18 protein-coding genes and 3 pseudogenes are annotated in these 26,393 nt (G+C 71.5%); 7 read left to right on the forward strand and 14 right to left on the reverse strand.

Annotated elements, in window-relative coordinates:
- The first annotated feature begins 227 nt into the window (after nt 1-227).
- Nucleotides 228-896 carry a pirin family protein gene (locus DJ476_RS24905; RefSeq protein ID WP_112491611.1) on the forward strand — a complete coding sequence of 223 codons (669 nt, stop codon included), beginning with the start codon at nt 228-230 and terminating at the stop codon, nt 894-896.
- Nucleotides 897-1,016: 120 nt separating this feature from the next.
- Here the strand turns inward: DJ476_RS24905 and asnB are convergent.
- From asnB to DJ476_RS24930, 5 genes and pseudogenes are all read right to left on the reverse strand, one after another.
- A pseudogene (asnB, locus tag DJ476_RS24910) lies at nt 1,017-2,851 on the reverse strand (asparagine synthase (glutamine-hydrolyzing)).
- A 94-nt stretch (nt 2,852-2,945) separates the two neighbouring features.
- Entirely contained in the window at nt 2,946-4,205 is a 1,260-nt protein-coding gene (locus tag DJ476_RS24915) for a nucleotide sugar dehydrogenase (RefSeq protein ID WP_103416380.1), read from the reverse strand.
- 154 nt (nt 4,206-4,359) lie between these two features.
- Nucleotides 4,360-5,771 (reverse strand): annotated as a pseudogene (locus DJ476_RS24920) (MFS transporter).
- Entirely contained in the window at nt 5,764-7,605 is a 1,842-nt protein-coding gene (locus DJ476_RS24925; protein ID WP_112491612.1) for an NAD-dependent epimerase/dehydratase family protein, read from the reverse strand. The pseudogene DJ476_RS24920 and the gene DJ476_RS24925 overlap by 8 nt, the downstream one beginning before the upstream one ends.
- 187 nt (nt 7,606-7,792) lie before the next feature.
- Nucleotides 7,793-8,569, reverse strand: a complete 777-nt coding sequence (locus DJ476_RS24930; RefSeq protein ID WP_181006396.1) for a phytanoyl-CoA dioxygenase family protein — start codon at nt 8,567-8,569, stop codon at nt 7,793-7,795.
- Nucleotides 8,570-9,119: 550 nt separating this feature from the next.
- Here DJ476_RS24930 and DJ476_RS24935 point away from each other — a divergent pair.
- Nucleotides 9,120-9,737, forward strand: coding sequence for a hypothetical protein (locus DJ476_RS24935; RefSeq protein ID WP_112492615.1), 618 nt, complete (start codon nt 9,120-9,122; stop codon nt 9,735-9,737).
- Nucleotides 9,738-9,894: 157 nt separating this feature from the next.
- On the opposite strand, the gene DJ476_RS24940 is transcribed toward DJ476_RS24935, so the two are convergent.
- Nucleotides 9,895-10,710, reverse strand: a complete 816-nt coding sequence (locus DJ476_RS24940; RefSeq protein ID WP_103416377.1) for a serine hydrolase domain-containing protein — start codon at nt 10,708-10,710, stop codon at nt 9,895-9,897.
- Nucleotides 10,711-10,856: 146 nt separating this feature from the next.
- On the opposite strand from DJ476_RS24940, the gene DJ476_RS24945 reads away from it, so the two are divergent.
- The 3 genes from DJ476_RS24945 to DJ476_RS24955 are packed head-to-tail and all read left to right on the forward strand — an operon-like array spanning nt 10,857 to nt 13,046.
- Entirely contained in the window at nt 10,857-11,432 is a 576-nt protein-coding gene (locus DJ476_RS24945; RefSeq protein ID WP_103416463.1) for a hypothetical protein, read from the forward strand.
- Nucleotides 11,433-11,484: 52 nt separating this feature from the next.
- Nucleotides 11,485-11,985: a MerR family transcriptional regulator gene (locus DJ476_RS24950; RefSeq protein ID WP_103416462.1), complete on the forward strand. Its 501-nt coding sequence runs from the start codon at nt 11,485-11,487 to the stop codon at nt 11,983-11,985.
- Nucleotides 11,985-13,046 carry an aldo/keto reductase gene (locus DJ476_RS24955; RefSeq protein ID WP_112491613.1) on the forward strand — a complete coding sequence of 354 codons (1,062 nt, stop codon included), beginning with the start codon at nt 11,985-11,987 and terminating at the stop codon, nt 13,044-13,046. The genes DJ476_RS24950 and DJ476_RS24955 overlap by 1 nt, the downstream gene beginning before the upstream one ends.
- A gap of 80 nt (nt 13,047-13,126) precedes the next feature.
- On the opposite strand, the pseudogene DJ476_RS24960 reads toward DJ476_RS24955, so the two are convergent.
- The 7 genes and pseudogenes from DJ476_RS24960 to DJ476_RS24990 all read right to left on the reverse strand — a co-directional run bounded on the left by DJ476_RS24960 (nt 13,127) and on the right by DJ476_RS24990 (nt 20,853).
- Nucleotides 13,127-14,352 (reverse strand): annotated as a pseudogene (locus DJ476_RS24960) (acyltransferase family protein).
- Nucleotides 14,349-15,407 carry an alpha/beta hydrolase gene (locus DJ476_RS24965; RefSeq protein WP_112491614.1) on the reverse strand — a complete coding sequence of 353 codons (1,059 nt, stop codon included), beginning with the start codon at nt 15,405-15,407 and terminating at the stop codon, nt 14,349-14,351. The pseudogene DJ476_RS24960 and the gene DJ476_RS24965 overlap by 4 nt, the downstream one beginning before the upstream one ends.
- 202 nt (nt 15,408-15,609) lie before the next feature.
- Nucleotides 15,610-16,299, reverse strand: a complete 690-nt coding sequence (locus DJ476_RS24970; protein WP_103416374.1) for a response regulator — start codon at nt 16,297-16,299, stop codon at nt 15,610-15,612.
- The gene (locus tag DJ476_RS24975) at nt 16,296-17,642 is read right to left on the reverse strand and encodes a sensor histidine kinase (protein WP_112491615.1); all 1,347 of its coding nucleotides are present in this window, start codon (nt 17,640-17,642) and stop codon (nt 16,296-16,298) included. Before DJ476_RS24975 ends, DJ476_RS24970 begins: the two co-directional genes overlap by 4 nt.
- A 203-nt stretch (nt 17,643-17,845) precedes the next feature.
- Nucleotides 17,846-18,712, reverse strand: coding sequence for a DUF4429 domain-containing protein (locus DJ476_RS24980; protein WP_112491616.1), 867 nt, complete (start codon nt 18,710-18,712; stop codon nt 17,846-17,848).
- An 86-nt stretch (nt 18,713-18,798) separates the two neighbouring features.
- Complete coding sequence (locus DJ476_RS24985; RefSeq protein WP_103416372.1) at nt 18,799-20,007, reverse strand: alpha/beta hydrolase; 1,209 nt, start codon at nt 20,005-20,007, stop codon at nt 18,799-18,801.
- 141 nt (nt 20,008-20,148) lie between these two features.
- Nucleotides 20,149-20,853 (reverse strand): TetR family transcriptional regulator, encoded by a 705-nt coding sequence (locus tag DJ476_RS24990; protein WP_103416371.1) that lies wholly within the window; start codon nt 20,851-20,853, stop codon nt 20,149-20,151.
- 115 nt (nt 20,854-20,968) lie between these two features.
- Here DJ476_RS24990 and DJ476_RS24995 point away from each other — a divergent pair, with 115 nt between their 5' ends.
- Nucleotides 20,969-22,588 (forward strand): MFS transporter, encoded by a 1,620-nt coding sequence (locus tag DJ476_RS24995; protein ID WP_103416370.1) that lies wholly within the window; start codon nt 20,969-20,971, stop codon nt 22,586-22,588.
- A 224-nt stretch (nt 22,589-22,812) separates the two neighbouring features.
- Nucleotides 22,813-23,322 (forward strand): peptidase inhibitor family I36 protein, encoded by a 510-nt coding sequence (locus DJ476_RS25000; RefSeq protein ID WP_241565418.1) that lies wholly within the window; start codon nt 22,813-22,815, stop codon nt 23,320-23,322.
- 134 nt (nt 23,323-23,456) lie between these two features.
- Here the strand turns inward: DJ476_RS25000 and aceE are convergent, their stop codons facing one another.
- Nucleotides 23,457-26,189, reverse strand: a complete 2,733-nt coding sequence (gene aceE, locus DJ476_RS25005; protein WP_112491617.1) for a pyruvate dehydrogenase (acetyl-transferring), homodimeric type — start codon at nt 26,187-26,189, stop codon at nt 23,457-23,459.
- Nucleotides 26,190-26,393: the final 204 nt, after the last annotated feature.

Raw genomic sequence — 26,393 nt, forward strand, 5'->3', positions numbered from 1 at the left:
GCCTTATCGGGCCGGTGGATCGGTGGGGCGGGGCGACGGTCCGCCGTACCGGTGGGTACGGGACCGCCCGGACCAGCGGCCTTCGCCTCTGGACGGGACCACCGTGTCACCGCCCGGACCAGCGGCCTCCGTCCCTGGACGGGGGCCATCGCGTGACTGTGCAGACCGGCGGCCTTCGCCTCTGGACGGGGCCACCGCATGACCGCTCGCCCGGCTACCGTGGCCGGGTGATTTCCGTACACAGGTCCGAGGACCGCTACCGGGGCGGCGAGCCGGACGCCGGCATCGAGACCCGGCACGCCCTCTCCTTCGGCTCCTTCTACGACCCCGACAACCTGCGCTTCGGCCCGATCCTGGCCTGCAACGAGGAGCGCCTCGCCCCCGGCGCGGGCTTCGACGAACATCCGCACAGCCATACGGAGATCGTCACCTGGGTGGTCGAGGGCGAGCTGACCCACCGAGATTCGACCGGCCGCTCCACCGTCGTACGGGCCGGAGACCTCGCCCACCTGAGCGCCGCCGCCGGAGTCCGCCACGTCGAACGCAACGACGGCGACACCCCGTTGACCTTTCTCCAGATGTGGCTGGCCCCCCTGGAGTCCGGCGGCACCCCCTCGTACACGGTCACCCCCGGCCTCGCGGACCCGGCCGCCTCGTACGCCCTGCCCGCCTCCGGTGCGGTGCTGCACGTACGGCGGCTGACGGAGGGCGAGCGCACCGCCCTGCCGGACGCGGCGCGCCTGTATGTGCATGTGGTGCGGGGCCGAGTCGCCCTGGAAGGTGAGGAGTTGGGACCCGGTGACGCGGCCCGGGCAGTCGGTGCCGAGGGACTGGAGGCGTTCGCGGTGGAGGGGGCGGGGGCGGCGGAGCTGCTGGTGTGGGAGCTGGCGGGGTGAGCGGCGCTTCCGCCGGGGCCGGCCCCTGACGGGACCCGCCCCGGCGGTCGTGGCCCGGTGTCGGGGTCACGACCGCCGGGGCGGGCCGAGCGAGCGGGATGCGCGGTTCGACGGTTCGCGTCAGAGCACGACGTCGACGTCGTAGGTGCGCAGCCAGTCGTCGAGTTGCAGGGTGGTCTCCAGGGCCGCCCGGCTCATGCCGTCCTCCAGCGCCGCCGCCCCTGGTTGCGTACCCGCGCTTCCGTGGCGGGTGACAGGAGCGGGGCGAGCGGGCTCGATCCGTCGAGGATCATCGCCGCCAGGCGCTCGCGGAGTGTCCGGTTGTAGGCGTCCGCCCTGATGGAGGGGTAGGGCGTCTTGATGCGCTGGGCGACCGCCTCGGGCAGCAGGTCCTTCATCGCCGCCCGCAGCAGGCTCTTCTCCCGGCCGTCGAAGCTCTTCATCGCCCAGGGCACGTTGAAGGTGTACTCGACGAGGCGGTGGTCCGCGAAGGGCACCCGGACCTCCAGACCGCAGGCCATGCTCATGCGGTCCTTGCGGTCGAACAGCACCTGGGCGTGGCGGGTGAGGGCGAGGTAGGTGACCTCCCGGTAGCGGGCCTCGGTGGGGTCGGCGATGCGGTCGCCCGCGGAGATCTCGGCCACCGCCGCGCTGTGGCAGTCGCGCTCGTAGGTGTCCAGGTCCAGCTTGGCGAGCAGGTCCGGAGTGAAGACGACGTCGTTGCCCTGGTAGTTCCCGCGCCCCTCGTACACCCAGGGGAACGTGGAGGAGAGCACCACGTCCTCCTGGCGCTGCCAGCGGTAGCCGCCGAACACCTCGTCGCCGCACTCCCCGGAGAGCGCCACCGTCGAGTGCTGCCGGACGATGCCGAACAGCAGGTGCAGGGAGGCGTGTTCGTCGCCCTTCGCGATCGGGAGGTCGTAGGCCTTCAGGACGGAGGACCGCAGGGCCGGGTCGAGCAGGTCGGGCGCCCGCAGAGGCAACTCGCTGTGGAGGGAGCCGACGTGCTCGGCCAGCAGCCGGGCGTAGATGTGGTCCTCGTTGGCCCCTTCGCCGGCCGTTCCGTCCAGGTCCGGGTCGCTCACCGAGCAGGACCGGATACGCCCCTGGCCCTTGGCGCGGCTCACCTGGGCGGCGAGTGCGGTCAGGGAGCTGGAGTCGAGTCCGCCCGAGAGCAGGGTGCACAGCGGTACGTCGGAGACCATCTGCTGCTCCACGACCGATTCGAGCAGCTCGCGCACCGTGTGGATGGTCCGCTCCAGCGAGTCGGTGTGCTCGGCGACCTCCAGCTGCCAGTACCGGTCCTCGGTGAGGCCCGCCCGGTTGACGCGCACGGTGCAGCCGGCCGGGACCTCCCGCATACCGCGGAAGATCGCGTGGCCGGGGACCTTGGCCACCGAGAGGATGTCCCGCAGCCCTTCGGCGTCCAGGACGGCCTTGAAGGCGGGGTGGGCGAGGATGGCCTTGGGCTCGGAACCGAAGAGCACACCGGACGGGGTCTCCGCGTAGTACAGCGGCTTCACGCCCATCCGGTCCCGGACGAGCAGCAGCTCCTCCTTGTCCTGGTCCCAGACCGCGAAGGCGTAGATGCCTTCGAGCCGGGTGGCCAGCGCGGGACCCCACTGGAGGTAGGCCCGCAGGACGACCTCGGTGTCGCTGCGCGTGGTGAAGCTGTGCCCCAGGGAGACCAACTGGGAGCGGAGTTCCTGGAAGTTGTAGGTCTCGCCGCTGTAGGTGAGCGCGGCGCGCGAGCCCGGCGTCTCACCCGACGTCATCGGCTGGCAGCCGCCCTCCAGGTCGATGACGGAGAGGCGCCGGTGGCCCAGGGCGACGTGGTCCGCGATCCAGACGCCTTCCGCGTCCGGGCCCCGGCGGGCCATCGTGTCCGTCATGGCCCGCGCGACGTCCCGGTCCACGGGGCGCGCGAAGTCGACCCACCCTGCAATACCGCACATTCGAAGAACTCCTGAAATTGACGGGGGTGTTATAGGTGAAGACGGGGGTCCTACAGGTGAAAAGGAGCGGGGGCGGCACCGGGGCCGCCCGCGGCTACAGCCGTACGACGTGCGACTGCGGGCGCGCCGACCCCCGGGTGTCGAGCAGCAGCCGGGCCCGGCTCTCGATCGCCGCCAGGTCGTACGCCGAGTGCCGCTGGAGCAGGACGGAGATGTCCGCATCGCCCAGCGCGCCGTCCAGGTCCGTGACGGCGCGGACCGGCGTGCCGTCCACCTCCCAGCTCGGCACATGCGGGTCGTGGTAGACGACCTCCGCACCGAGCGTGCGCAGCCTGCGGACCACATCACGGGCCGAGGTCTCCCGCTGATCGGCGATGTCCGCCTTGTAGGTGACGCCGAGCAGCAGGACCTGTGCCCCGCTCAGCGTGGTGCCGCTGTGGTCCAGGAGCTGCTGCGCCCGCTCGACGACGTACCGGGGCATCCGGGCGTTGATCTCCTGGGCGAGTTCGACCATCCGGAAGGGGTAGCCGAGCGTACGGACCTTGTGCGCGAGGTAGTTGGGGTCGATCGGGATGCAGTGGCCGCCCACCCCCGGGCCGGGCCGGAACGCCTGGTAGCCGAACGGCTTGGTGGCCGCGCAGGAGATGGCGTCCCACAGGTCGATGCCCAGTTCGTGGGAGAAGATCGCCATCTCGTTGACCAGGGCGATGTTGACGTGCCGGTAGGTGTTCTCGATCAGCTTCGCCATCTCGGCCTCGCGGGTGCCCGAGGCCTGGACGACCTGGTCGACGAGCTTCCCGTAGAAGGCCGCCGCGGTCGTGGTGCAGTCCTGTGTGTAACCGCCCACGACCTTCGGGGTGTTGCGGATGCCGTAGATCTTGTTGCCGGGGTCCACCCGCTCCGGCGAGAACGCCAGGTGGAAGTCGGTGCCCGCGCTGAGCCCGGAACGCTCCAGGATGGGCAGGACGATCTCTTCGGTGGTGCCCGGGTACGTGGTCGACTCCAGGACCACCAGCGTGCCGCGCGTCAGATGCCGGCTGATCATGGCGCAGGCGCTCTCGACCATGACCAGGTCCGGTCCGCCGTGCTCCGCCAGCGGGGTGGGCACACAGATCACCACGGTGTCCGTCTCCGCGATGACGCTCTCGTCCGTCGTGGCCGTGAACCCCTGGGCCCGCAGATCGGCCACGGTGGCGTCGTCGATGTCGTCCACATGGGAGACACCGTCGTTGAGCCGGGCGACGGTGGCGGCGTCACGGTCGAGGCCGACGACGCTCAGGCCGGAGCGGCCGGCCTCTACGGCGAGGGGCAGGCCTACGTAGCCGAGGCCTATGACAACCAGGTCACTGCGCACAGTGCTGCCTTTCGAAAAGGTGGGACGTACGGAGAACGGGAGTGGCGAGGTACGGGGAGGTGACGGCGTACGGGGAAGAGATGACGGAGTACGGGGAGGCGACGGCGTACGGGGAAGCGGGGCGGCCGGTCCGGGCTGCGGCCGCCGCCGCGGGTCAGTCGTTGCGCGCCCGGACGGCCAGCGAGGCGACCAGCAGGGGCGGCAGGAGCAGCAGCGAGAAGGTGATCGCGTAGCCGCCGAGCTGACCGGTCCCCGCGGCGAGGCCCGCGTTGAGCACGGCGGTGGCGAATGCCAGGACGACGACCTGCCCGAGGTTCATGTTGGTCTGCATGGCGCTGGTGGTGTGGCCCAGCCGGTCCGGCGCGCTGTGCGAGAGCGAGAGCACCGTGACACAGGGGTCGAGCATCCCCATCCCGATCGCCGCCAGGGGCATGGCCACCATGGCCAGCACCGGGGACATCCCGGCGAAGCTGCCCGCGATGGCGAAGGCGACGGACGCCGCCATGATCAGTGCGCCGGCGGTGACGAGGCGGTGCCGGGCGACGTTCTGGAGGAGCTTTCCCTGTACCCAGGCCGCCCCCGCCCACAGCACCGCGGAGGCCGTGAACGCCACACCGACCGTGACCGCGGCGACCTTCCGCTCGGTGATCAGCATCAGCGGCACCAGTGCCTCGACGGTGAAGTACGTGCCGGAGGTCAGCCCGCGCAGCAGTACGGCGGTGGGCAGACCGCGGGCGCTGCGCCAGGTCCCCTTCGGCAGCAGACGGGGGCGAAGACCACCAGGAGCGCGACGCCGGTGACGACGAAGAGCAGGTGGCGCACGTCCCACCCGGAGACCCCGTACTGGCCGAGCGCCGCGCCCAGACTGAGCATCGCGGCGACCAGCACCGGGGGCCGGGAGGCGCGCTCCTCCTCGGGCGGGAGGTCGGCCGGGACCGAGTCCCCGGCGTCGGCGTCGGCCGGGGCCCGGCGGAGCACCGCCACCAGGGCGATCGAGGGCAGCGCGGTCAGCACGGCCAGGCCGTAGAAGACCACCCGCCAGGACCAGGCCTCGGAGACGACCCCGGCGATCGGCGGGCCGATCAGGGACGGAATGACCCAGCTCGCGCTCATCATCGCGAGCATCCGGGGCCGCAGGTACTCCGGGTACGACTGGCCGATGGCGGTCGTCACCGACACCGCCACCATCCCGGCCGCCAGGCCGTCGACGAAGCGGCCGATCACCAGCTGCCAGATCGACAGGCTGGACGCCGACACCAGCAGCGTCACCACGGAGAGGACCATGCCCAGCGCCAGCGGACGCCGGGCCCCGGAACGGTCCGCCCAGTGTCCGCCCAGCACGCCACCGAGCAGGCTGGCGGCCACGAAGCTGCCCGCCACCAGGGGGAACAGGGAGACCCCGTCCAGATCCTGGGCGGCCGTCGGCAGCGTGGGCACCACGGCCAGCGCGGCGAAGCCGGTCAGGAACATCACCGCGGCGAAGGTCAGGGTGGCCGGTGCGTACTGCCGGGAGAAGATCCCCGGCTGGGTGTCGCTCGGCGGTCGAAGGGTCTGTTCCTCAGCCATCGGTGTCCTGTTGCAGTAGATCGGCGAGTTCGTCGTGGGTGTCGCAGGCCAGCCACTGCGCCTGGGCGCGGGCACCGTTCCGCAACGGGGCGGACGCGCGCCAGCCGGTCTCGGCCGTGATCAGTCCGGTGGCCATGGGGGGCGTGTGCGCCGTGCCCTCGTCCGAGGTCCGCTCCCATGTCGTCAGCCGGGCCGTCTCCGCGGCGAGTTCGGCCAGCCGCTCCTCGTCGAAGCTGGCGGAGGCCACGTTGTAGACGGTGGACCGCACGGGAGCGGCGAGGACGGCGGCGATCGCCTCCGCCGTGTCGCGGTGATCGACGAGCTGGTGCACCCGGCCCTCCACCAGGGTCATGGAGCGGCGGGTCCACGCCTGGAGCATCCAGGTGGCCAGCACCCCGCGCACCGGGGCGTACCGGCCCACCTGCTCGGCGAGCCGGACGAGCTGCACGGGGACGCCCGTCTCGCCGCCCCACCGCAGACACGCCTGCTCGTCGTTCCACCAGGCGCGGGCGACCGGGTCCTGCGGCGGCTCGGCCACCGTGTCCTCCGCGCACTCGTCGGCGGCGGCACCCCGGTAGACCTCCGCCGAGCCGATGTGGACCAGGCGCCGCGCCCCGGCCTTCTCGGCATCGGCCAGCAGGTCCTGTACGGCGTAGGCGCTCCCGGACCGGTCACCGAGGTGGACCACGGTGTGGACCGCCTGCCCCCGTCCGTCGCCCAGCCGTTCGGTGTACGCGGCGGGCCGGCCCGCGTCGGTGAGCAGCCGTGCCAGCTCCGCCCCGAGGGCCGGGGCGCCTCCCGTGACGACGACCGTCGTGGTGTCGGCGGTGGGCCGTGGGCCGGTGCCGTGGGCGGTACGGCCGGAGGCGAGTGCGGCCAGGGCCAGTTCCCGGATGCGGGGGATCATGGGCAGCAGCTCGGCGTCGGTGTACTCCTCGCACAGGCCACCGGGGCCCAGCGAGTCCATGACGGCCGCGGCCGCCTCGGGGTCCGGCTCCCGCCCGGTCGCACCGGCGACCGCGACACCGGTGGCGAAGGCCGTCAGCCACACCTGCCGACGCACCTCGGCGGGCAGGTCCGGCTCCCCGGCCACGGCGAAGTCGGCGTCGCACCGCTCGGCCAGGCCGATGCGCCGCAGGTAGCGGTCGGTGTCCAGGTACTCCCAGCGCCCGTCCTGGCGCACCGCGCACTTGGACTCGCCGTACTGGTAGAAGGGGACGACGGGGAACGAGGCGCAGTCGGGGGAGACGACCTCGGCCGCGGCATCGGTGAAGTACGTGGCCCGGCGCCAGCCGTGCTTGCTGTTGCCCGCGAGGCTCGGCACGTCGTCGTGGTCGACGGTGCTGGGGACCGCGATCCGCACGGGGATGCCGAGCGCCTTCAGGTAGCGCTGGATGACGACGTCGTAGGGCCAGCCGTCACCGTGCTCCGCCGCGAACCGGGCGTAGCCGCGGGCGGCTTCGGCGGGCAGCATCAGCGCCAGCGACGGGACGTGCTCGTCGACCGCGTAGGCCCAGGAGGCTCCGGTGAGCGCCCCGAGGCGGACCACTCCGCTGTTCCGGCCCTCCCACCCCTCGTAGAAGGCGACCGCCTCTCCGGGAACCGCGGCGGCGACCTTCTCCACCTGGTCGAAGAACCCCTGAGCCAGGATCACGTCGTCCTGGAACACGATGTGATGCGTCGCCGCGTCCCCGACACAGCTCCAGGAGGGGTTGGCGGTGCGCAGCGCGGTGGGCGGGCCGGAGGGGTCCGGGTCCTGCACCACCTGGATACGTCCCCGGGGGTCCTTGGCCGCTATCTCCCCGGCGGCGGAGATCCTCCTCGGGTGGGTCATCACAGCACCTGTCAGCGTGACAGCGTTCACGGCTTGCCTTTCTGGCCGTTCAGGGCCCGGCCGGGCCGGCGGAAGCGTCGGCCCGGCCGGGCGAAGTGTCCTCGGCGGGAGGTGGGAGGTGGAAGGGCGACGGCGGTACGGGCGGACCTGCGGTCGGCCGCCTCGGCAGGTCGGACCGCCGCTCGGCTCACTGCCCGGTCGCGTCGGAGTTGCGGACCTTCCGCACGTTCTCGTTGAGTCCGTGGTCGGCGCCCATCCGCCGTTCGAGTTCGATCATCGCGGCGGGGCGGTAGTTGAGGATGTACGCGCGGCGCACGCCGTCCGTGCTGTTGCCGCGGGAGTAGTGCAGCGTGCTCCCGGAGTGGGCCACCGCCTCACCGGCCCGTACCGGTACGGGCGTTGCCCCCGGCTCGTCCTCGGAGCAGTCGCACTCGATGTTCTTGCCGTCGCTCGTGGGGTGGTGGGGCCGCAGCGGCTCCCGGTGGGAGCCCCGGACGTACCACATGCAGCCGTTGTCCAGATCCGCGTCGTCCAGCGCGATCCAGATCGACACCGCGCGCTTGTCGGGCATGTCCACCCAGTAGGCGGCGTCCTGGTGCCAGGGCGTGGGAACGGCCGTGTGCGGAGCCTTGTGGATCATCATGTCGAAGTCGAGTTCGGCGTCCGCCCCGATGAGTTCGCGGGCCGTGGAGAGCGCCTTCTCGTGCAGCGGCAGATCCTTCAGCGGCGGATACAGCGCCGACGGCCAGATGATCTGGGTGATGTTCTCCCGCACGCCCTCCTTGCGCTCGACATGCGATCCGAGGTCGGTGCGCTTTTCGCCGGATTCGATGTCACCGCTGAGGAATCGGTCGTAGATGTCCCGGTACTGAGCGAGGTCCGCGGGGGATATGAGCCTTCCTACGGGGGTGAATCCGTCATCGGCGAACCTCTGTGCGATGCCGGAAATCGTCTGCGTGGTCAAGATGTACAGCCCTTCTTCCTCTCCGCTGCGCACCCCACCTTGTCCTGAGTCTTCCGGGAAACGGGGGCAGCACACGGCGAAGACATGATTGTCAATGGGAAGAGTTCGACACCCCTATGGCTTGGTCTAGACCGCCCGGGGTCGAATGAAAGTTACGTCACGGCCAGATCTCGGTCAACTGCTTTCAGGTGTAACTCCCCGTGCGCAAAGCTGAATCGAGGCTTCCGCTCTCTGGTAAAAATGCAGGTCAGAGGGGCCGTGGAGAACGGTGAAAGGTTCATTGTGCGGTGCATCGACGTTGCCATGGTGTTCATCTACCGGCATGATCCGCAGGGATGGGGGCTGGAATTGGCCGTCGTTCCGGCTTGGTTATCGACGTCATTGAGACAGTTGGGCGGGGGTGTGTCCGAAATGCGGAAACGAGTGGCTCGGCCCGCCCGGAGCGCCGTTTCCCGGCGTCCACTCCTTGCCTATGAGGCGCCGAACGTCGACTTCCGGCCACTCTGCATCAAGGTTTCATAATTCACTTCAGGCCGTATTGGAGAGCTTCATGACCGAAACCCTGCACGTGCAGGCGGCAGTGCACCACAACCCTTATGCCTACATGCTGGACGAAGCGGAACTCGTCGATCTGTTGTCGGAGTTGGGCCGTCGCCGGGCCGAAAGTATTCTCCGCAACCACACGGCGGCGGAAGGGGAGGCACCGCGCGGCCGCTATCCGCGTCCGGCCATGGGCTTCGTCATCCTCGATCCGACGGCCGACGCGCGGGCGGACGACACGGAGGCGGTGCTCGGTGCGATAGCGGTGGGCGAGCAGGCGCGGCAGTTCCTCCCGAGGGCCGCGGCCAAAGCCGCGGCGCACCGGCGCCTCGGGCGCAACAACGGATCGTCCGTCCACACCGATCCGCATCTCCTCGGCACGGGCGCTTTCCGCTACGGGCACTCGGCGGAGGTGCGAGGGGTGATCGTCGCCGCCAGCTCGCAGAGCACCGACCAGGATCTGTACGAGGCGTCCCGCCTGGCGGCGGAGTTCGCCGAGGGCATCGGGGCCCGTCACCAGGAGTTCGAATGGAAGGTGGGGGAGACGGACTGGCTCTCCCAGGACGGCCTGCCCTTGGCCCGGTACGGTGAGATGGTCGCCTGGTTCCCGGACGGGGGCAAGGCCTGACGCGGCGGCAGGCCGGGCTTCGACGGTGCGGCGGAGGAGCCTCCGAGGCGCCCCCGCCGCACCCGTTGCCGCCGGCGCTGCCGCTCCCGATCGCGTGCGATGAGCCGGACGGCAGTGGGCGGGGAGCGTGGGTGGCCGTGCGGTGGCCGCGCCCGGTTCAGCCCGCGATCTCCGCCAGCACCGCGTCCGTGAACGGGGTCCATGCCTCCGCCGCCCACGGTCCGAAGGCCCGGTCCGTCAGTGCCACGCAGGCGGCCCCGGCCGCCGGGTCGATCCACAGGAACGTGCCCGACTGGCCGAAGTGGCCGAAGGTCGCCGGGGAGGAGGAAGCGCCCGTCCAGTGCGGGGACTTGGAGTCGCGGATCTCGAAGCCGAGGCCCCAGTCGTTCGGGTTCTGGTGGCCGTAGCCCGGCAGGACGCCCTTGAGGCCCGGGTGCACGACGCTCTGGGCCTCCAGGACCGTACGGGGGTCGAGCAGGCGGGGGGCCTGGACCTCGGCGGCGAAGCGGACCAGGTCGTCCACGGTGGAGGCGCCGTCACGGGCGGGGGAGCCGTCCAGGGACGTGGACGTCATCGCCAGCGGCTCCAGGACGGCCTGGCGCAGGTACTCCGGGAACGGGATGCCGGTCGCCTTGGCGATGTGGTCGCCCAGCACCTCGAAGCCCGCGTTGGAGTAGAGGCGGCGGTTGCCGGGTGGGGCCGTCACCCGGTGTTCGTCGAAGGCGAGGCCGCTGGTGTGGGCCAGGAGGTGGCGGACCGTGGAGCCCTCGGGTCCGGCCGGCTCGTCCAGCTCGATCGCCCCCTCCTCGTACGCCACCAGCGCCGCGTAGGCGGCGAGCGGCTTGGTGACCGAGGCGAGGGGGAAGCGGTGGGCGGTGGGCCCGTGCGTACCGAGGACGGTGCCGTCCGCCCGTACGACGGCGGCCGCCGCGGTCGGGACGGGCCAGGTGTCGATGATCCGCAAGCTCTCCATGGGACCGAGCCTAACGTTCGTGGCGGCGGCCCCGTCACCGCGTCCGAAAGGTGCCGAAGTCTCCAACTCCCGCCCCCTCGGGCGACTACTGTGCGGAGGCGAGAAGCTGCGCAGCGCAGCCGTACGAGGAGGCTCATATGTCACCGGTGTCATCGCCCTTCGGCCCCCAGCACGCCCCCGCCGGTGATGTGGGCGCGGCGCTCATGCTGATCGACTCCCGGCTCAAGAGCGTCTACGACGGTATGCGCAGGGACGAGAACGGGGAAGGCGATGAGGACAGCGCCGCGAGCGAGGCCGAACGCCGTGATCTGGCCGGGCACTTGGGCGACTCCCTGGGGCCGGGCGGCTTCCACGAGCTGCTGGACGGTGCCTGCACCCTCATCTATCTGTTCATGACGTGGCTGCGGAAGGCCCACGAGGAGCACGGCAAGGACGTCATCGAGTACGTGGTCCCCACGCTCGTGACCTCGATGCGCATGATGCCCCGCAGCATCCGCCCCGAGGCGATCCCCACCATGGCCGGTCTGGTCATCGCCGCGGGCACCGGCCTGAGCCCGAGCCTCTGGCGCCAGCAGTACGGGGACTGGACGGAAGCGGAGATGACGCCGCTGGAGGCCACCGCCTTCCTGCTCGCGGAGCGCATCAACCGCATCACCGAGGACCAGGACTTCGCCACCCGCCTGATCACCGACGCCCTCACCCGGGCCGAGGAAGAGCTCTGAGCCTCCTGTGCCGCTTGCTTCGAGTGCACTCCAGGGATTTAGCGTGGAGGGCATGACGGTGATCGACGGAACGTCCCGGAGCACTCCCGCTACCAGTACGCGTACACAGACGTCCTCAGGCGTGAACGCCTGTACGGCCATGCCCAAGCCGCACCCCCGTCCCACCGGCAAGGACACCTACACGATCAGCGAGGTCGTCGCCTTCACCGGGCTCACCGCGCACACCCTGCGCTGGTACGAGCGGATCGGGCTGATGCCCCATGTCGACCGCTCGCACACCGGCCAACGCCGCTTCTCCAACCGCGACCTGGACTGGCTGGTCTTCGTCGGCAAGCTGCGGCTCACCGGGATGCCCGTCGCGGACATGGTGCGGTACGCGGAGCTGCTGCGTGAGGGCGAGTCCACCTTCGAGGAGCGGCAGGAACTGCTGGAGTCGACCCGCCGCGATGTGATCACCCGCATCGCGGAGCTGCACGACACCCTCGCCGTTCTCGACCACAAGATCGAGTTCTACGCGGGCGCCCCCCGGGCGCCGGAAAGGCGCAGCGCCTGATGACCGACAACGACAACCACGGCAACTCCATCGACACCGCCCGGCTCGACACCGCCCGGCTCGACACCGCCCGGCTCGGCGGCGACGGCGGGCCGGTGGTCGGGGTCCAGGGCCTCGGCTGCATGGGCATGAGCGAGTTCTACGGCGAGACCGACGAGCGCTCCGCCCGGGACACCCTCGACGCCGCGCTGGAAGCGGGCGTCACCCTCTTCGACACCGCCGACATCTACGGGCGCGGGGCCAACGAGGAGTTCCTCGCCCCCTTCGTCGGCGCCCACCGGGACGAGATCACGCTCGCCACCAAGTTCGCCATCGAGCGGACGGACGACCCGCGATACCGGGCGGTGCGCAACGACCTTGCGTACATCCGCACCGCCGTGGAGGCCAGCCTCCGCCGGCTGAGGACCGATGTCATCGACCTCTACTACATGCACCGCCACGACCCGGCCGTCCCGTTCGCCGAATCGGTCGGCGCGATGGCCGAGCTGGTCCAGCAGGGCAAGGTCAGGCAGCTCGGGCTGAGCGAGGTGACCGGCCCCGAGCTGCGCGAGGCACACGCGGTGCACCCGATCGCCGCCCTCCAGTCGGAGTGGTCCCTCTTCAGCCGGGACGTGGAGCTGAGCGCGGTCGGCGCGGCGGCGGAGCTGGGCGTCACGCTCGTGCCGTATTCGCCGCTGGGCCGGGGCTTCCTCACCGGGGCCTTCACCGACGCGGGCCAGGAGCTGGGCGAGGGCGACTTCCGCAAGCACCAGCCCCGCTTCACCGGCGACAACGCCCGCACCAACGCGGCCCTGTTGGAGCCCGTCCACAAGATCGCCGCCGCCCGCGGGGTGACGGCCGCCCAGGTGGCACTCGCCTGGGTGCAGCAGCGGGCGCAGGTGCACGGCCTGACGGTCGTCCCGATCCCCGGCACCCGTAAGCGCAGCCGCCTCCTGGAGAACGTGACGGCGACCCGGCTGACGCTGACGCCCGAGGAGCTGGCCCTCCTGGAGCCGATCGCGGGCCAGGTGGCGGGGGACCGCTACCCGGACATGAGCAACACGTCGGCGGCACGCGAGTAGCTGGCACGGGGAAGGGGCGAAGCCTGTGAAGTCATCGCCTGGTTCATGAAGTTCATCATGACCGAGCCACCCCGCCCCCCTCACGCCAGCCCCAGCGCGAAGACCGCGAACCCCGCCGCGAGCAGCCCCGCCACCGCGCGGCGGGCGTTAGCGGCGCGGGTGCCCGCCTGCCACGGGCCGTCGAAGCGGCGCGTGTACCGGGCGATCAGCACCAAGAGCCCCGTGAACACCGGCAGCCACGCCAGCCGGGCCAGGATCCAGCCGACCGTGTCCGGCCCGGTCGTCAGCCCCGCCACCGTCGTGCCCGTCATCGAGACCGGTACGGCTGCCGCCAGCATCGCGGTCTGGTGCCAGCACAGGATCGTCATCGCGGACAGGTTGACCACCACGACCGGCGCCCACAGCAGCGGCCTGCGCAGCAACCGCCCGAGCCGCTCCCGTATCAGCATCGCCGCCCCGCTCTGGGCCGCGGCCAACGCCACCACCAGCAGTGACGGCGGGTGGGAGTTGGTCCGCACCTCGCCGGGCACGCCCACCATCGATGCCGGGTAGTGGAAGACCAGCAGCAGTACGGCGAAGAGCACCGCGCCCCCGACGAGCAGCAGCCGAGCACCCCGCTTCCCGATCCGGCCCTCGCCCCACGCGACGCCGAGCAGGTAGGCGAAGAGCCAGCCGGGCAGCAGGTTGACCAGGCTCAGCCAGGACGGCATCCCGTCCGCGAGCGGCCCGTACCGCAGGAAGTCCACCACCGCGACCGACCCCAGCAGCGGCAGCGCCGCCCCCCGCCGAACCGCCGAGCCAGGCGGACGCAGAGCGGGGTGAGCGCGGTGACCACGGTGTACACCCCGACGAACCAGAGCGGCTGGATCACCAGCGTCGACCCCGTGCGCAGGGTGTCGCCCGGCACGCCGAGCCAGGACAGGGCCGCCAGCAGCACCGCCCACACCGCCGCCACCCCGAGCACCGGTCTGCCGAGCCGGACCAGCCGCCCGCGCAGCCAGGCGGCCGTGGTCGAGGGCCGGCGGTGGTAGGAGAGGACCGAGGCGTACCCGCCGACCAGGAAGAAGATCCCCAGCATCTGGAGCACCCAGCTGAACGGGGCGAGGGCGCCGAACGTGGCGAGCGGACTCGCGTTGTGCAGCCCCTCCGCGTCGAGCCGGAAGCCGCCGAGCATCCAGTGCCCGAGCGGCACCGCGAGCAGTGCGAGGGCGCGCAGCCCGTCGATCGCCCGGTCCCGGTGGGCGGGGGTGGCGGCGTCGACCCGGGCGGCGAGCCGGTGCGCGCGTGTGTGCGTAGGCGTCGTCATCGGGCCGCACCCTCCGCCGAGACCCCCCGGGCGATCGACGCGAAGACCCGCAGCGACTCCGTACCCGGGGCGAAGTACCCCGCGTGCCCCTGGGTGTCGTAGGCGGGGATGCGGCGGGCCCCGAACGCCGGGTCGGTGGGGTCGGCGCCATGGCCGAGCCCGGCGAACCGCACGCTCGGCACATCGTCGATCCAGTCGTCCGGGGCCTTCGCCGCCCACACCCGGGCCCGCGTCCGCAGCGCGTCCACGTCGTCGGCCCGCATGCCGGGGGAGCCGAGGACCACCAGGTCGGTGGCGGGCAGGCGGTGGGCGGCGAGCCCGCAGACGACCGAGCCGTAACTGTGGCAGAACACAGCTGGTTCGGGCAGCCCGTCGGCGATCAGCCCCTCGGTGAACCGCTCCAGCCGCCCGGCGCCCGCCTCGGCGAGCCGCCCGGTCGCGGCGTCGATGCCGACGCCGACGGGGGTGGTGTACCCGGCCCAGGCGATGACGGCGGTGTCCGGACCGGCCGCCTTGTGCAGGGTCCTGGCCATACCGGGCGGGGCGCCGTGGGCGGCGACCTTCCGGTCGAAGGTCCCCGCGTCGTTGTCGGAGCCGGGCACCACCAGCGAGACCCGGCGCGCGGTGCGCAGCTCCCCGAAGACCTCGGCGACCTGGCCGCGTCCGCGCGGATCGAAGGCGAGGATCTGCCGGCCGGGCGCGGCGAGCGAGCGGTAGCGGGGATCGTCGGAGGCGGCCAGTGCGAGGGCGTTGGCGCGGTAGCGCAGCTCCAGGGGCGCCCCGTCGAGGTTGCCGACGACGGACGGATGCCGCACGAGAAGGAGTTGACGCTCAGGGTCGCCCAACCCGGCGAAGAAGGCGCCCACTTCGGCGGGGGTCGAGCGCTCCGGATCGGGCAGCTCACCGCCCAGCGTCCGGTCCGCCCGCCACGACGTGCTGCCGGGCGGCGGCCCGGTCAGCGCCTGCTGCGCATCCCCCGAAACCCAGCCCGCCGTCCCCGTCACCACGCTGGTGGCCAGTGCCAGCGCGGCCACCGTCCTCGCGTATCGGCGCATCGTGCCCTCCCTCTCTGCCGCCGCACCGATCGGCGCGACCGGGAGGAAGGTAGGAAGAGGACGGGTGAGGGGGCGTCACACCGAGGAGCCAACTCCGATGTACTACCGGGGTAGGGGGTGGGGCACATCCCGGCTCGGAACTACGCCCCCGCGTCTCTCCCGGGCCGGAGCTACGCCCCCGCCTCCCCTCACGGGCCGGGAGCTACGTCCCCGCGTCCCCCGGAGTCACCAGCCCCGACTCGTACGCGAAGATCACCGCCTGCGCCCGGTCCCGCAGGTCCAGCTTGGCCAGCACACGGCCGATGTGCGTCTTCACGGTCTGCTCGGCCAGCACCAGCCGCTCCGCGATCTCCTGGTTCGACAGGCCCCGGGCGATCAGCTCCAGCACCTCGCTCTCGCGCGGGGTCAGCCCGTTGAGCCGCAGCGCCTGCTTGCCCCGCGTCACCTTCGAGGGCCGCTGGGCCGCGAAGTCCGCGATCAGGCGCCGGGTCACGGAGGGCGCCAGCAGGGCGTCGCCCGCCGCCACCACCCGTACCGCCGCGATCAGATCGGCCGGCGGGGCGTCCTTCAGCAGGAACCCGGAGGCGCCCGCGCGGAGCGCCTCGTACACATAGTCGTCCACGTCGAACGTGGTCAGCATCAGCACCTTCGGGCGGTGCACCACCCCCACCGGAGGGCTCAACAGCTCGCGGGCGGCGGCCAGTCCGTCCATCTCCGGCATCCGGACGTCCATCAGGACCACGTCCGGGTGCTGGTGGCGGCTGACCTCCACGCCCTGCCTGCCGTCCGCCGCCTCGCCCACCACGTCGATGTCGCTCTGCGCGGACAGCAGCGCCGCGAACCCCGCCCGCACCATGGCCTGGTCGTCGACGATGATCACGCGGATGGTCACAGGTCCTCCGAAGGGGATGGGGCGGGCGGGGACGCGGGCGGTGGAGCGGCCGGGGGCAGCGGTATCCGGGCCGCGACCCGGAACCCGCCGTCAGGCAGCGGGCCGACGTCCAGCGTGCCGCCGGTCAACCGTACGCGCTCCCGCATCCCGACCAGCCCGTGCCCGGTCCCGCTCGTCTCCAGCGGTGAACTACGACCGGCGGCGGGCCCGTTGACGACGAGCACGACGAGGTGGTCGATGTCCGTCGCGACGAGGACCCGGGTCCGGGCCCCCGGCGCGTGCCGCACCACGTTGGCCAGCGCCTCCTGCACGATCCGGTACGCCGACAGGTCGACGGCCGGCGGCACCTCGCCCAACTCCTTGGAGAGCGAAAGATCCACGGGCAGCCCCGCACGCACCGTCGCCTCCACCAGCTGCTGGAGCCGGTCCAGCCCCGGCTGCGGCGCCCGGTCCCCCTCCGTACCGTCGCTCCTCAGCACCGACAGCAGCCGCCGCATCTCGCCCAGCGACTCCCGCGCGGCCGCCGCGATCGCCGTGAACTCCTCCTCGGCGGCCTTCGGCAGCCCGCTGATCCGGTACGGCGCCGAGTCCGCCTGCACGGTGATCACCGACATGTGGTGGGCGACCACATCGTGCAGCTCGCGCGCGATCCGGGTCCGCTCCTCCAGCAGCGTGCGCTGCGCCCGCTCGGCCTCGCTGATCGTCTCCTGCTCGGCGAGCCGCCGCTGCGCCACGCCCCGCTCCCGTACCGCCCCGCCGATCACCAGCACCACCGCGCCGAGGATGGTGAGCAGCAGGGCGCTCCCGCTGCTGCGGTCCGGGGCGATCAGGTGCAGCACGGCTCCGGCCCCACCCGTCACCGCCCAGACGGCGATCACGGTCCGCCGCGTCTCCCGGAGCCCGAGTGCCAGCAGCAGGAAGAGATAGGCGACGATCCCCGGAGGGGTCCATGGCCAGACCTCGTCCCGGCCGGCCGGCTGCGCCAGCAGCACCAGCGCGCCCAGGACGTCGGCGGGGAAGATGATCCACCACGCCTGGAGGGGGCGGTGGGCCAGCATCAGCAGCGGCGCCGCCTGGGCCACGCCGAGCGCCCCGGCCAGCGCGCCGGACACGCCGTACTGCGAGGTCAGGACGGTGATGGTGACCGGGATGAAGGTCGCGGCCAGCGCAAGGACGACGACGTACGGAAGCAGTCGCTGCCAGAGTTTCGGTGCACCGGCCAGCAACGGCGTGGACGGGTGGGACGCGTGGGACAGCCCGTGGCCCAGCTCGCGCAGATTGCGGCGGGCGGCGCTCAGCAGGCCGTCGGCGGGCGGCGGGGGCCCGGCGGAGGAAGTGGACATGACCGGGCCAGCCTAGGAGGACGACCGCCACCGGCACGTCATACCAGGGTCCCGAACCCGGCCCGGCCCACCTCATACCCGGGTACGGGGTGGCGTGGCCGAACCTGCGGCCCGAGCCCGCCCCGGACCCGGGGCCGTACGGAACCTCACGCTCCGCCAGTGGCCGAGCGGGCCGGTACCGGCCGAGCGGGCCGGTACGGGCCTCACAGCTCCGCGAGCAGCTCCGCCTTCTTCGCGCTGTACTCGTCGTCCGTCACGAGCCCCGCCTGATGCAGCTCCCCGAGGTGATGTATCCGCTCGGCGATGTCCGCCGGGTCGCGCCGCCCGGCGTTCACCAGGACCGGGGCCGGGACGGCCGGCGCGCTCGCGGTCCGGCGTACGGATTCCAGTACGGCGGCGGCGAAGGGCAGCGACTCGTGCACCGGCCCGTAGCCGAGGCCGAAAAGCACCGCCGCGGGATCCTGGTCCGCCGCGACCCCGACCTCGGCACCCTCCCGGGGCAGCAGGCGGAGGTGGCCGTCCAGGGCCTCGGGGGAGCGCCACTCGATTCCGGCCAGTTCGCTCACCCGGTACGTCTGGTCCCCGGCCTTCCACTTCGCGCTGGAGGCCCCCGTCCAGAACCACCGGAAGGAGACCCGCTCCCCGTCGAAACCGGCCCGCCCGTCGTAGGCCTTGAACTGCATCGGCGCCTCGGGCGCGGCGACCAGGAAACGGTCGGCGGGCTCGTCGGACGCGGGGCCCAGACAGGACTGCAACTCGTCCGCGTAGTACTCCGCGAGCAGCTCCCGCTCGGCCGGAAGCACCAGGCGGTAGGGGTCGCACCCCTCCTTGAGTTGTCCCGCGGCAGCCTCCAGGAGCGGGTCGGCACCCGGTCTCGGGACCGCACGCAGCACCACCGTGTCCCGCTTGCCCGGGGTCAGCGTCACCGACGACAGCGCAGCATGCGGGATGCGGCGCTCCCGCAGGCTCTGCAAGAGCTTCGGCGTGCGAATACCCCGTTCGAAGCGGATGAGCACGGAGTCGGCGTCGAACTCCCAGGTGGCATGAATTCCGGCCAGCACATCACCCATGTGCCTCATCGTATGCGGCACAGGCGCGCACGTCCCCCCTCGGCGTAAGTCCCAATTAATCGGCTTGTCACGCAGCTCTACGCGCGTCAGGTCTCCCGTTCACCGGAAATACCACTGCGGCATGCGCCATCGGCGGTTGCACAGCGGACCGATCCATATGCGCCGACCCCGATCGCGGCGAGGTTGCCGAGGCTCTCGGTGCCGGGTTCGAAGTAGCCGCTGTGCCCGGAGGCCCCGGCCGCCGAGACCAGCCGGGCGCCGAAGGCCGGGTCGACCGGGTCGGCGCCGTGGCCGATCCCGCCGAACTCCAGGTGCGGCACGTCCTCGATCCAGTCGTCCCGGTCCCGCATCGCCCAGATCCGGGCGTCGGTGTCCAGCCGGGCGGCGCTCTCGGCCCGCATCCCGGGGGACCCGGCGACCGCGATGTCGGCCACCCGGCGGGGGGCCTCGTCGGCGGCCACCCCGCAGACCACCGAGCCGTAGCTGTGGCAGAACAGGGAGACCGTGGACGTGCCGGGCAACGCCCCCACCAGGGCGTTCAGCCGTACGGCACCCTCCGCCGCGAGCCCGCCGAGCATCGCGTCCATGCCGAGTCCGGCGGGGGCGGTGTAGTCGGCCCAGGCGATGACGGCGGTACGGGTCCCGGGGGCGGCCGCGCGCTCCGCCCCGTACAGGGACTTCGCCATGCCGACGGGCGCGGAGTTGACGCGGCGGGTCCGCTCCAGGGTCAGCAGCTCGGTGTCGACGCCCGGGACGACCACGGAGACCCGCGAGGCCCGGTCCAGGTCGCCGAAGACCTCGGCGGCGCGGCCCCGGCCCGCCGGGTCGAAGGCCAGGATCTGGCGGTCCTTCGCGAGCATCGACCGGAAGCGGTGCATCCGCCGGGCCGCCTCGTCGCGGCCGAGCGCGGTGAGCCCCTCGTCGTACGTACGCCGCTGCTCCACGGCCGCCGCGCGCTTCAGGGCCAGCCGGTTGGCGTGGTAGCGCAGGGCGACCGGGGCGCCGTTCAGATTCCCCACGATCGAGGGATGCCGGTCCGCGAGCGCGAGCCGCTGCCCCGAGGTGAGCGTGGCGAAGAAGTGGGCCATCCGATAGGCCGGAGCCCCGACCTCCGGCAGCGCACGGCCCACGGTCCGGTCCCGCGCCCAGGAGGCGAGGGCGAGCTCCCGCTCCCCCTCCGCGTGGCGGTCCTGTACGGCGGACCAGCCCGTGGTCGCCAGCATCACGAACACGACGGCCACGGCGATCAGCGCACGCCAGGCGGTCAGGCTGGGGGAGGAGTCGAAAGAAGTCACTGCGCCACACCCTAGGAGACGGGCACGGGCGGCCGTGATTCAGGTGAGACACATCACCCGGCTGCGGGCACGTCACCCGGTCGCGGACCGGCACCGGGCCTGCCACCCGGTCGCGGGCGCGTCACCCGTCCGCGGGTCCGGTCACCCGGCTGTGTGTACGTCACCCGCCTGCGGCACGTCACCCTCCGGGCCCTCCGGCCGGCGCCACTCGCCCGCCAGGGCCGGGACCAACTGGTCCAGGTACTCCTCGGTGAGGTCGCGCAGCGCCTCCACGCTCGAATCGTGGCCCTGGCCCCACAGCTGCCCGGTCACCCGCATCACCCCGGAGAACGCGGCGACGGCGACCCGGGGGCGCGGATCCCGCTCCACGTCGAGCCCCTCGCGCTCCGCGATCAGCCGGGCGATCTGGTTCTCCAGGGCGATCCCGCGCCGCATATGGGCGGCCAGCAGGGAGGGCGTCGACTCGATCATCTGGTACGTCCGCATGTGCAGCTCCACCGTGATGACCTCCTCGATCGCCTCGCCGATGCTGTTCCAGGCGCAGAGCACCGCCCGGCGCATGGCCTCGAAGGGGGCCTCGCGGGCGGGCCGGCGGCGCAGCTCCGCGATGAAGCGGGACTCCACCATCTCCTGCACGGCGAAGGTCACCTCCTCCTTGCTCGCGAAGTAGCGGAAGAAGGTGCGCTGGGAGACGTCGACCGCCTCGACGATCTCGTCGACGGTGGTCCGCTCGTACCCCTGGGTGGTGAAGAGTTCGAGGGCGGCCCGCAGCAGGGCGTCACGGGTGCGCTGCTTCTTGCGCTCACGCAGTCCGGGCCGGGTCACGGCGCTCTGCCCGTGGGTCACGTACGAGTCCTCTTTCCGCTTGTTTGTCCAGGTCAGCTTACCTGTGAGCTACGCGACAGTTACTGACTAGTGAATGCGTTTGTCAACTGTCAGTAGCTGTCACTAGTCTCCGCGTATGACTAGTCAGACCACCGTCGAGAAGGCGCCGCGGGAGCCCGGGAACGGCCCCGCACCCGCCGCGGCCAAGGGGCTTCGCGGCCACCCCTGGCTGACCCTGTTCGCCGTCGCCATCGGCGTGATGATGGTCGCGCTCGACGGCACGATCGTCGCCATCGCGAACCCCGCGATCCAGAAGGACCTCGGCGCCACGCTCGCCGACGTCCAGTGGATCACCAACGGCTATCTGCTCGCCCTCGCCGTCGCGCTGATCACCGCGGGCAAGCTCGGTGACCGCTTCGGCCACCGGCAGACCTTCCTGATCGGCATCGCGGGCTTCGCGCTCTCGTCCGCGGCGATCGGTCTCTCCGGCGAGATCGCGCTGGTCATCCTCTTCCGTGTGTTCCAGGGACTCTTCGGCGCCCTGCTGATGCCCGCCGCGCTCGGTCTGCTGCGCGCCACCTTCCCCGCCGAGAAGCTGAACATGGCCATCGGCATCTGGGGCATGGTCATCGGTGCGTCCACCGCGGGCGGCCCCATCGTCGGCGGTCTGCTCGTCGAGCACGTCAGCTGGCAGTCGGTCTTCTTCATCAACGTGCCGGTCGGCATCGTCGCGCTCGTCTTCGGCCTGGTGATCCTCAAGGACCACCGCGCCGCCAACGCGCCGCGCTCCTTCGACATCTTCGGCATCCTGCTGCTCTCCGGCGCGATGTTCTCCCTCATCTGGGGCATCATCAAGGCCGGTGAGTCCTGGGGCTGGGGCGGCGTCTGGACGTGGGTCTTCCTCGGCCTCGCGCTCGCGCTCTTCCTCGCCTTCGGCGTCTGGCAGACGCAGGTGCGCGAGCCGCTCGTCCCGCTGGCGATGTTCCGCTCCGTCCCGTTGACGGCCGGCACCATCCTCATGGTGCTGATGGCGTTCGCCTTCATGGGCGGCCTCTTCTTCGTGACGTTCTTCCTCCAGGGCGTCCACGGCCTCAGCCCGGTCGACAGCGGACTGCACCTGCTCCCGCTGACCGCCATGATGATCGTCTCCTCGCCGGTCGCCGGTCTGCTCATCACCAAGTTCGGCCCCCGCGTCCCGCTGGTCGGCGGCATGGTCTGCACGGCCGTCGCCATGTTCGGCATGACGACGCTCAGCGAGTCCACCGGCACCTTCGCCATGTCCCTCTGGTTCGCCCTGCTCGGCTGCGGCCTCGCCCCGGTCATGGTCGGGGCCACCGAGGTCATCGTCGGCAACGCGCCCCTGGAGCTGTCCGGTGTGGCCGGTGGCCTCCAGCAGGCCGCCATGCAGGTCGGCGGCGCGCTCGGCACCGCCGTGCTCGGCGCGGTCATGTCCTCCAAGGTCAGCTCCGACTTCGCCGGCAACTGGTCGGACGCGGGCCTGCCCGGCACGCCCGACCCGGCTCTGGAGAAGGCCGCCGAGTTCGGCATGGTCCCGGTCGACGCGCTCTCCCAGGCACCCGGCATGACGCCGGAGGTCGTCGGCGCGATCGGCAAGGTCATCCACGACACGTTCACGTCCGGCATGGGCCTCGCCTTCACCGTCGCGGGCGTCGTCGCCGTCATCGCCGCCGGTGTCGCCACGTTGACGAAGCGCGGCGAGAACGCCGAGGCGGGCGCCGGAGTGGGCCACATCTAGGAACCACCCCCAGGAAGTGGACCGGATGCGGGGGCCAACCCCCGTACGCCGTCAACACAGCGCACACGACAGCCCCGCCGAACCCTTTCGGCGGGGCTGTCGCCTATCAGGGTGGCGTGGGCCGTCCGCTCTTCCCCGGACCCCGCCGGGCTGGTCAGGGTGGTCAGGACAGCGCAGCCGCCGACGACCGGCGGCGCGCACACGACCACGGGGGTTGATCCACCATGCGCACGATCCGTACCGACCGCACGCCCAGCACCAGCGGCACAGCCCGCACGTCCCACACCTCTCGCACGTCCCGTACCAGCCGCACAGCCCGTACGTCCCGCGCCTCCCGTACGACCGCTCTCGCCGCGGGCCTGGCCGTCACGGCACTCACCGCGCTCGTCCCGCAGGCGCTCGCCCAGGACCGCTCCGTGGCGAGCGGCACGCACCCGGCCCCGGACACCCGGCTCGGCACCTGCGAGGCGGGGAGGCTCTGCCTCTGGAAGAAGCCCGACTTCGCCGGCGCCCGGCAGACGTACGAACTCGCCACCGTAGACATCGAGAGCTGCACCCCGCTCCCCAAGGGCGGCGACGCCCAGTCCCTCGCCAACCGCACCGGGCGGCCCGTCACCACCTACCAGTCGGCCGAGTGCCAGGAGACGGGCGAGTTCGAGACGTACCCGGGCGGCGGGACCTGGGTGCCCCGCTCCCCGTACCAGGTGAGGGCGTTCAAGATCTGGGAGAACTAGGCCCTCTCGTCCGGACCGGGACGGGGACCGGGCCGGGAATCGGACGGGACCAGGGTGTGCGGTGCCCGGAACACGCCGAGGGGCGGCGGCGCACCCGCGCCACCGCCCCTCGGGCCCGTACAGCAGCTCTACGGCTACGCGTCGCCGCCCGCCGCTCCCGGATCGGCCGCGGCCACATCCAGGAGGTCGTAACGGTCCAGCGCCGTCTTCAGGGCCGACCGGTCGATCTTGCCCTCCTTCGCCAGCTCCGTGAGCACCGCGAGGACGATCGACTGGGCGTCGATGTGGAAGAACCGGCGCGCCGCACCCCGCGTGTCCGCGAAGCCGAAGCCGTCGGCGCCCAGCGACTGGTACGTCCCCGGCACCCAGCGCGCGATCTGGTCCGGCACCGAACGCATCCAGTCCGAGACCGCCACGAACGGGCCCTCGGCCCCGTCCAGCTTGCGCGTCACATACGGAACGCGCTGCTCCTCCTCCGGGTGGAGCAGGTTGTACCGCTCCACCTCCACGGCCTCGCGCCGCAGCTCGTTCCAGGAGGTGGCCGACCAGATGTCCGCCTTGACGTTCCACTCCTCGGCGAGGATCTTCTGCGCCTCGACGGCCCACGGGACAGCCACACCGGACGCGAGGATCTGCGCCGGGATCTCGCCCGCCTCGCCCCGCTTGAACCGGTAGACACCCTTGAGGATGCCCTCCACGTCCACGTTCTCCGGCTCGGCCGGGTGCTGGATCGGCTCGTTGTAGACGGTGAGGTAGTAGAAGACGTCCTCGTTGGCCTCGCCGTACATCCGGCGCAGCCCGTCCTGCATGATGTGCGCGATCTCGTACCCGAAGGCCGGGTCGTAGGAGACACAGGCCGGGTTGGTCGAGGCGAGCAGCTGCGAGTGGCCGTCCGCGTGCTGGAGGCCCTCACCGGTCAGGGTCGTACGCCCGGCGGTCGCGCCCAGCACGAAACCGCGCGAGAGCTGGTCGGCCATCTGCCAGAACTGGTCACCGGTGCGCTGGAACCCGAACATCGAGTAGAAGACGTACACCGGGATCAGCGGCTCGCCGTGCGTCGCGTACGCCGAACCGGCGGCGATCAGCGAGGCCGTACAGCCCGCCTCGGAGATGCCGTCGTGCAGCATCTGACCGGTCGGGGACTCCTTGTACGCGAGCAGCAGATCGCGGTCGACCGCCTCGTACTGCTGGCCCAGCGGATTGTAGATCTTCGCGCTCGGGAAGAACGCGTCCATGCCGAACGTGCGGTACTCGTCGGGGGCGATCAGCACGAAACGCTTACCGATCTCCTTGTCCCGCATGAGGTCCTTCAGGATGCGGACGAACGCCATGGTCGTGGCGATCGACTGCGAACCCGAACCCTTCTTCGCAGCCGCGTACGTCTTCTCCTCGGGCTGCGGGAGGGGCTTCGCACGCACCACCCGGGTCGGCACATAGCCGCCCAGACTGTTGCGGCGGTCGTGCATGTACTGGATCTCCTCCGAGTCGCGGCCCGGGTGGTAGTAGGGCGGGTAGCCCTCGTCCAGCTGCTTGTCGGTGATCGGGATGTGCAGCCGGTCCCGGAACCGCTTGAGGTCCTCGACCGTGAGCTTCTTCATCTGGTGGGTCGCGTTGCGGCCCTCGAAGTTCGGCCCCAGCGTCCAGCCCTTGACCGTCTGCGCCAGGATCACGGTCGGCTGGCCCTTGTGGGCCTTGGCCGCCGCGTAGGCCGCGTACACCTTGCGGTGGTCGTGACCGCCGCGCCCCAGGTGCAGGATCTGCTGGTCGGTCATGTCCTTGACCATGTCCCGCAGCCGCGGGTCGTCACCGAAGAAGTGCTCACGGATGTACGCACCGGTCTCGGTGGCGTACGTCTGGAACTGGCCGTCCGGCGTGGTGTTCAGCTTGTTGACCAGAATGCCCGTGCGGTCCTGCGCCAGCAGCGGGTCCCAGGAGCGGTCCCAGACCAGCTTGATGACGTTCCAGCCGGCGCCCCGGAACTGCGACTCCAGCTCCTGGATGATCTTCCCGTTGCCGCGCACCGGGCCGTCGAGCCGCTGCAGGTTGCAGTTGACCACGAAGGTCAGGTTGTCCAGGCCCTCACGGGCGGCGATGGAGAGCTGCCCCAGCGACTCGGGCTCGTCCATCTCGCCGTCGCCCAGATACGCCCAGACGTGCGACTTGGAGGTGTCGGCGATGCCGCGCGCCTCCATGTAGCGGTTCATCCGCGCCTGGTAGATCGCGCCGAGCGGGCCGAGGCCCATCGAGACGGTCGGGAACTCCCAGAAGTCCGGCATCAGCCGCGGGTGCGGGTAGCTGGACAGCCCGTTCGGGGCCTTCGACTTCTCCTGGCGGAACGCGTCGAGCTGGGCCTCGCTCAGCCGGTCCAGCAGGAACGCGCGGGCGTAGATCCCCGGGGACGCGTGCCCCTGGAAGAAGATCTGGTCGCCGCCGTCGCCTTGGTCCTTGCCCCGGAAGAAGTGGTTGAAGCCCACGTCGTACAGCGAGGCGGAGGAGGCGAAGGTGGCGATGTGACCGCCGACACCGATCCCGGGACGCTGCGCCCGCGAGACCATCACGGCCGCGTTCCAGCGCGTCGCGTTGAGGACCTTGCGCTCGATCTCCTCGTCGCCGGGGAAGAACGGCTCGTCCTTCGTGGCGATCGTGTTCACGTAGTCCGTGCTGCGCATCTCCGGCACGGCGACGCGCTTCTCACGCGCGCGCTCGATGAGCCGGAGCATCAGATAGCGGGCCCGCTCACGGCCTCGCTCGTCGACGGCGGCGTCGAGGGAGTCGAGCCATTCCTGGGTCTCCTCGGGATCAAAATCCGGGACCTGGCTCGGAAGGCCGCCAATGATGATCGGGTTGCGATCGGATCCGGAAGCCACACTGTTCCTTCGCTGTTCGGTGGTGCTCTGCGGGGTCTGTTACGGGGAACGTACCCCCGGGACAACTGCCTGTGCGCCGCCTCCATCGTGCTACCGCGAAGGCCCGAACGTCATCTCTACCGTGGGGTAACCCCGAGGTTGCGAAAATTCTCCGGCGGGGCACGAGTATGGGCGGTACGCGGCTGGGTACGGGCAAACCGCAAC

It is taken from the genome of Streptomyces bacillaris (assembly GCF_003268675.1).
Lineage (GTDB): Bacteria > Actinomycetota > Actinomycetes > Streptomycetales > Streptomycetaceae > Streptomyces > Streptomyces bacillaris.

Excerpts from the sequence above, each read along its gene's own strand:
- DJ476_RS24925 (WP_112491612.1), bottom strand. The coding sequence starts at position 7,605 with ATGACCCACCCGAGGAGGATCTCCGCCGCCGGGGAGATAGCGGCCAAG.
- DJ476_RS24935 (WP_112492615.1), top strand. The coding sequence starts at position 9,120 with ATGACCGAAACCCTGCACGTGCAGGCGGCAGTGCACCACAACCCTTAT.
- DJ476_RS24940 (WP_103416377.1), bottom strand. The coding sequence starts at position 10,710 with ATGGAGAGCTTGCGGATCATCGACACCTGGCCCGTCCCGACCGCGGCG.
- DJ476_RS24950 (WP_103416462.1), top strand. The coding sequence starts at position 11,485 with ATGACGGTGATCGACGGAACGTCCCGGAGCACTCCCGCTACCAGTACG.
- DJ476_RS24955 (WP_112491613.1), top strand. The coding sequence starts at position 11,985 with ATGACCGACAACGACAACCACGGCAACTCCATCGACACCGCCCGGCTC.
- DJ476_RS24965 (WP_112491614.1), bottom strand. The coding sequence starts at position 15,407 with ATGCGCCGATACGCGAGGACGGTGGCCGCGCTGGCACTGGCCACCAGC.
- DJ476_RS24975 (WP_112491615.1), bottom strand. The coding sequence starts at position 17,642 with ATGTCCACTTCCTCCGCCGGGCCCCCGCCGCCCGCCGACGGCCTGCTG.
- DJ476_RS24980 (WP_112491616.1), bottom strand. The coding sequence starts at position 18,712 with ATGGGTGATGTGCTGGCCGGAATTCATGCCACCTGGGAGTTCGACGCC.
- DJ476_RS24995 (WP_103416370.1), top strand. The coding sequence starts at position 20,969 with ATGACTAGTCAGACCACCGTCGAGAAGGCGCCGCGGGAGCCCGGGAAC.
- DJ476_RS25000 (WP_241565418.1), top strand. The coding sequence starts at position 22,813 with ATGCGCACGATCCGTACCGACCGCACGCCCAGCACCAGCGGCACAGCC.